Genomic DNA, 6,149 nt, shown 5'->3' with positions numbered 1-6,149 from the left:
TCAGACTCCATAGCTACAACGACTACCGGTCGCCGGTAGCCATGGAGAAATTGGCTGCGTGAACCTTAACTGGTGTCCAGAATTACTTGACCAGTTCAAGCTCGCTCCCACAGGGGTTTTGTGTCGGGTGGGAAATCAAGGTTGTAATAACAGCGCCACCAACGCGCTCCACCCGGTCTGATGACTGGCCCCCAGACCGCGCCCGGTCTCTGCGTGAAAATACTCATGAAACAACACCAGGTCGCGGCTGGCGGGGTCAGCCTGCAATTGCGGATACCCCGCCATCGACGGTCGACTGCCGTCTTCATCGCGCAAAAACAATCGGGTCAGACGCTGGCTCAGGCTATCGGCAACCTCCTCCAGCGTGGCCAGGAAACCTGACCCTGTGGGGTATTCCACCGAGAAGTTCTGATCGTAGTAACGGTGAAACTCGCGCAAGGATTCGATCAGCATGTAGTTGATCGGCATCCACACCGGCCCACGCCAGTTGGAGTTGCCGCCGTACAGCCGCGAACCCGATTCCGCCGGTTCGTAACGGGCGCAGAGCCGATCACCATTGATCTGCGCGCCAAAGGGCCGTTTAGCGAAGGCTTTGGACAGCGAACGAATGCCAAATTCAGAGAGAAACTCGCCCTCGTCGAGCATGCGTTTGAGCAAGTTCTTGGTGCGTTCGCCGCGCAACAATGCCAGCAGCATCCGGTTGCCTTCACCCGGTTCGGTCCAGCGCGAGACCAGGCTGGCCAGATCCGGTCGATGGCGCATAAAACCCAGCAGGCGCTCCCGCAACCCAGGCAAACCCTCGTGCTCGTGCTGCTCCAGCACCTGCACGGCGAACAGCGGCATTAGACCGACAATAGAGCGCAGGCGCAGCGGTTCGTTGACGCCGTCCGGGCGGTGCAGCACGTCGTAGAAAAACTGATCCTGCTCGTCCCACAGACCTTCGGCATCAGAATCGACACGATTAATGGCCCCGGCAATGTAGAGAAAATGCTCGAAGAACTTCACTGCGATGTCGACGTACACACTGTTGCGTTTGGCCAGTTCCAGGGCGATGCGCATCAGATCCAGCGCATAAGCGGCGACCCACGCCGTGCCATCGGCCTGATCGAGTTGGTAGCCGGGCGGCAACATCGCCGAACGGTCGAACAGTGCGATGTTGTCCAGCCCAAGGAAGCCACCCTGAAACAGGTTGCGCCCCTCGGCATCCTTGCGGTTCACCCACCAGGAAAAATTCAGCAGCAGCTTATGGAAAATCCGTTCGAGGAAATCCATGTCCCCTGTCCCGGTCAGCGTTTTGTCCTGCTGATAGACCCGCCAGCAGGCCCACGCGTGGACCGGTGGGTTGGCGTCGTCGAAGCGCCATTCATAGGCCGGCAACTGGCCGTTGGGGTGCATGAAGCGGTCTTTGACCAGCAACAACAGCTGATGCTTGGCGAATCCCGGATCGATCAGCGCGAAGGCAACGGCCTGAAAGCCCAGGTCCCAGGAGGCGTACCACGGATATTCCCAGGTGTCCGGCATGGAGACGATGTCGAAATTCGACAGGTGCCGCCAATGGGTGTTGCGAATGTGCGAGCGCCCGGGTGGAGGTGCAGGTTGCGCCGGATCACCGTCGAGCCACTGATTGACGTCGAAGTAATACAGTTGCTTGGACCACAGCAATCCGGCCAGGGCCTGGCGTTGAACGTTGCGCGCATCCGGGTCGTTGATCCCGATTTGCAGCGCTGCGTAGAATGCGTCGGCCTCGGCGCGCCGACGGTCGAACAGCGCCTTGGCATTCACCCGAGTGGCACCCGAGGGGGCGAAGCGCAGATAAACGCTGCGACGCTGGCCACCCTCGAATGCCAATACGAAATGCGCCGCCACCCGCGTTCCCGTGTCACGGCGGATCGCGTCGTTGACGCCATCGACCAGGAAATCGTTGATCCCGTCCTTGAACGGCCCGTTCGCCGCCACACCATCGAGCTTGGGGAAGTTGCTCTGGTTTTCGCAGAACAGCCATTCGCAGTCCTCCTCACCCCAGACACTGGCCTGCCGGTCAGCCAGTTGCGGGTGCCGGGCCAGAACCTGATCGCCGTCCAGCGTCAGGCTCGGTTTCTGCCCATCGGCCACCCAGCTCCAAGTGTTACGCGCCCAGAGCTGAGGCACTACGTGCAAACGCGCTGGTTGATCGGCGCGATTGTGCACTGTGACGCGCATAAAGATGTCGTCCGTCGCGTGTTTGGCGTATTCCACCGTCACGTCGAAGTATCGGTCGTCATCAAATACACCGGTATCGAGGATTTCGTACTCGGTGTCCGCCAGACCACGACGGGCGTTTTCGGCGATCAGGTCAGCGTAGGGAAATTCGGCCTGAGGGTATTTGTAGAGCATGCGCATGTAGGCATGGCTCGGCACGCCGTCGACGTAGAAATACAGTTCCTTGACGTCTTCGCCGTGATTGCCCTCGGCATTGTTCAGGCCGAAAAGACGTTCCTTGAGAATCGGATCGCGCTCGTTCCATAGCCCCAATCCCAGACACCAGTGCTGAGCCTTGTCGGAAAACCCCGCCAGCCCGTCCTCGCCCCAGCGATAGGCCCGACTGCGGGCATGGTCGTGGGGAAAATAGCGCCAGGCATCGCCATCGGCGCTGTAGTCCTCGCGCACCGTGCCCCATTGGCGCTCGCTCAGATAAGGCCCCCATTCGCGCCAGGCATCGGCCTCGCTGCCGGCCAGGCGCTGGCCTTCGACAGTGCCTTGGATGTTCGCAGCGGGTTTGGCTGTCATGGTGAGTCCGTTGGGCGAGAGACGGTTGCAGTGTAGTGCGCACGCCCCGCCAGCAACGTGAAACCTGTGACACCTCGCCACAGGTGGGGAGTGCTCTTACAATGCGTCCACTCCCAACACCGGCCACCCCATGGACATCGATCTCGCCCGCACCTTTCTGGAAATCGTCCGCCACGGCAGCCTTGCCGCAGCCGCCGAAAAACTCCACGTCACCCAGACCGCGATCACGGCGCGGGTACAGAAACTCGAAAGCCAGCTGGGAAGTACGTTGTTCGTGCGCAACCGCGCCGGTGCGCGCCTGACGCCGAACGGTGAAGCCTTCGTGGTCTACGCCAATCAACTGGTCGAAACCTGGGAAGCGGCGCGACGGGACTTGCCGTTGCCCGAGGGTTACCGCGACGTGTTGCACATCGGTGGCGAGGTCAGTCTGTGCAACCCGCTGATGCTCAGCTGGGCCGGCGCGCTGCGCGAGAAGATCCCCAGCCACGCCCTGCGCATGGAAATCCGTGACGGTGAAAACCTGCTGCGCCAACTGGAACTGGGGGTTCTGGATGCGGCACTGGTCTACCAGCCCGAGTATTGGCCGCGCCTGCAAGTCGAACAGGTGCTGGAAGAAAAACTGGTCCTCATCCGCCTGGCCGCAAGACCCGATCCCTACGTGTACATCGACTGGGGCCCGGACTTCCGCCGCCAGCACGACGCGGCCCTGCCGGAAAAAGCCAAAGCCGCATTGAGCTTCAACCTCGGCCCACTGGGCTTGCAATACATTCTGGAAAACGGCGGCAGCGGCTACTTCCGCACCCGGGTGGTCCAGAGTTATCTGGAAAGCGGTGTGCTGGAGCAAGTGCCAAAAGCCCCGGAATTCAGCTACCCGACCTATCTGGTTTACTCCCGCGACCGAGACTCCGCGACCTTGCAACGAGCCTTCGACCTGCTGCGCGAAGTGATCAAATCCGACGATGACTGGTCGCAACGCTGGAACCCGCTGACCTGAGTCCGGTTTGCACCGAAGCATGGCGGTTGCATCCTCAAGGTTGGGCCAGCCAAAACGCCGGGATCGTCTAATCTGCTGGAGATAACAATAACTACAGGTGATTGCAGTGAGGCAGACCACCGAAGCATTCCGCGCCCGCTACCGCGCCGACATTCATCCGCTCTACAACCCATGGCTGCACGGCGCTTTTGTGCTGCTGTTCGGGGTGCTGGCCATTGGCGGATTCTGGAGCACCGTGCACCAGGTTCAGCCACTGGAATGGCTGGCGACGCCGTTGACGTTGTTGTTCTTCAACTTCGGCGTGTACATGGTCCATCGACACCTGGGGCATCACAAAAAGAGCTTCGCGCGAATGTTCTACGCACGCCATGCCGGCGACCATCACAGCTTTTTCGCCCCTGGCCACATGACCTACAACAGTGCCCGGGACTGGCGGGTGATTCTGTTTCCAGCCTGGTTGATCGTGTTGCACACGGTCGTCATCACCCTGCCCGTCTGGTGGCTGCTTGAGCAGTTCGATAACAACGTCGCCGGGTTGTTCGGTGGCTGTCTGGTCTTCGGTTACCTGACCTATGAAGTGTTCCATGCCTGCGAGCACCTGCCACCGGAGAACCCCGTCACACGGTTGCCGTGGATCCGCCAGATGCGCCGCCTGCATGAACTGCATCACCGTCGTGAGCTGATGCAGGAACGCAATTTCAATATCGTTTTTCCGCTGATGGACTACCTGTTCGGCACCCTCTATTGGGAACCGGAGCCGACGGACCTGCACCCGACGAGAACAACCATGACCCGCATGCAGCATCAGATCGACATTGCTGGAGACCCGATTGACGTACTCGCCTATGCCAGTACCGTGACCCGTTGGCCGGAGTGGCATCCCTCGTCCCTCAAGGTCGATGGCCAGAGCGGGCCGGTGCATGCCGGGGGGCGGTTCGAGGAAGACATCAAGGCGGGCGGGCGTGAGGGACACTTGCACTGGGAGGTTAACGAATACCTGCCAGGACGCCGCTGGAGTGCCTGGGCCCATGACGATCACGGGTTGTCTTTAGTGGTGACTTACGAGTGCGAGGCCCGGGGCGATGGCACACACTTTGTCCGCACCCTGGAGTATCGGTTCGGCAGTCTGGCGATGCGGATTGCCAATCGACTGCTGCTCAAGCGTCGCATCGATCGTGAGTCGGCAGCTTCGATGTTGGCATTGCGCGAGATGGCGCAAAAACAATTGGCCCCGGCAGGAGTCAGCGCGTGAGTCGAACCGTCAAGTTTCGCCATGTGTTCTTGCTGGTAATCGTCGCCATCGGCGCCTTTCTGCTGCTGATGCCGACCAAGGTTCAACCGGTGGCCTGGACACCGCCACCGGCGCCTTCCCTCACCAGCGGCATCTACGCCGACAATCAGCGCCTCAAAGGCGTGGAGCGCGTTGGCGCCGCGGATATCGACGGTCCGGAAGCGTTGCTGCTGGAGGAAGACGTCCTCATCACGGGTTTGCATGACGGCCGACTGATCCAGCCTCGACGGCAAGGTCACCAAGGTCCTGGCCGATACGGGCGGCAGACCCTTGGGCCTGGCCCGTCATCCCAACGGTCTGCTGGTGATTGCCGACGGGGTCAAGGGCTTGCTGTCACTGGATGCCCAGGGCCGGTTGATTGCATTGACCACGGCGGCTAACGGCGTGCCCTTCGGTTTCACCGACGACGTGGCGATCGACAAACCCGGGCACTACGCCTATTTCAGTGATGCCTCCAGCCGCTTTGGCTACGGCAGTGACGGCGAAGCGATCATCGAGCACGGCGGCGATGGCCGCTTGCTGCGTTATGACTTCCAGACCGGAAAGACCGCGGTCCTGCTGGATAAGCTGGAATTCGCCAACGGCGTGACCCTGGGCCCGGACGATGCCTTTGTGTTGGTCAACGAAACGGGCGCCTATCGCATCAGTCGTTACTGGCTGAGCGGGCCGAAAGCCGGCACCCGTGATCTATTCATCGACAATTTGCCAGGGTTGCCGGACAACCTCGCGTTCAATGGTCGCGACCGCTTCTGGGTGGCGCTCTATGCACCGCGCAACGCATTGCTCGATGCCACCGCGCCGCATCCATTCGTGCGCAAGATGATCGTGCGAGCGATGACTGTCCTGCCTAAACCGGTGGAGAAACGCGCCTTCGCGCTGGGGCTGGATCTGGACGGTAAAGTGATCGCCAACCTGCAGGACGGTAGCCGCGACAACTACTCACCGATCACTACCGTTCGCGAGTATGGGGATTGGTTGTATTTCGGGTCGTTGAAGGCCAAACATATGGCGCGATTGCCGTTGAGCACTGCGCTGCAGAAGTAATGCACATCACATGTGGGAGCGGGCTTGCTCGCGAAGGGGCCGTGTCAGCCACCA

The 6,149-nt window shown here is 60.8% G+C and carries 3 protein-coding genes and 1 pseudogene; 3 read left to right on the top strand and 1 reads right to left on the bottom strand.

Annotation, left to right across the window (positions count from 1 at the left end):
• Positions 1-135: 135 nt before the first annotated feature.
• Complete coding sequence (locus tag ASC74_RS08230; protein WP_056740733.1) at positions 136-2,766, bottom strand: MGH1-like glycoside hydrolase domain-containing protein; 2,631 nt, start codon at positions 2,764-2,766, stop codon at positions 136-138.
• A gap of 130 nt (positions 2,767-2,896) precedes the next feature.
• On the opposite strand from ASC74_RS08230, the gene ASC74_RS08225 reads away from it, so the two are divergent.
• The 3 genes and pseudogenes from ASC74_RS08225 (at position 2,897) to ASC74_RS08215 (ending at position 6,095) form a co-directional block, all read left to right on the top strand.
• Positions 2,897-3,760, top strand: a complete 864-nt coding sequence (locus ASC74_RS08225; RefSeq protein WP_033061633.1) for a LysR family transcriptional regulator — start codon at positions 2,897-2,899, stop codon at positions 3,758-3,760.
• A 106-nt stretch (positions 3,761-3,866) separates the two neighbouring features.
• The gene (locus ASC74_RS08220) at positions 3,867-5,012 is read left to right on the top strand and encodes a sterol desaturase/SRPBCC family protein (RefSeq protein WP_056740743.1); all 1,146 of its coding nucleotides are present in this window, start codon (positions 3,867-3,869) and stop codon (positions 5,010-5,012) included.
• Positions 5,009-6,095: pseudogene (locus ASC74_RS08215) on the top strand (SMP-30/gluconolactonase/LRE family protein). Before ASC74_RS08220 ends, ASC74_RS08215 begins: the two are co-directional and overlap by 4 nt.
• The last annotated feature ends 54 nt before the right edge of the window (positions 6,096-6,149 follow it).

This window comes from Pseudomonas sp. Root329, from assembly GCF_001424925.1.
Classification (GTDB): domain Bacteria; phylum Pseudomonadota; class Gammaproteobacteria; order Pseudomonadales; family Pseudomonadaceae; genus Aquipseudomonas; species Aquipseudomonas arabinosi.
Note: the sequence above shows the minus strand (reverse complement) of the source record. Positions and strands in the feature narration are given on the sequence as shown.

Excerpts from the sequence above, each read along its gene's own strand:
- ASC74_RS08230 (WP_056740733.1), bottom strand. The coding sequence starts at position 2,766 with ATGACAGCCAAACCCGCTGCGAACATCCAAGGCACTGTCGAAGGCCAG.
- ASC74_RS08225 (WP_033061633.1), top strand. The coding sequence starts at position 2,897 with ATGGACATCGATCTCGCCCGCACCTTTCTGGAAATCGTCCGCCACGGC.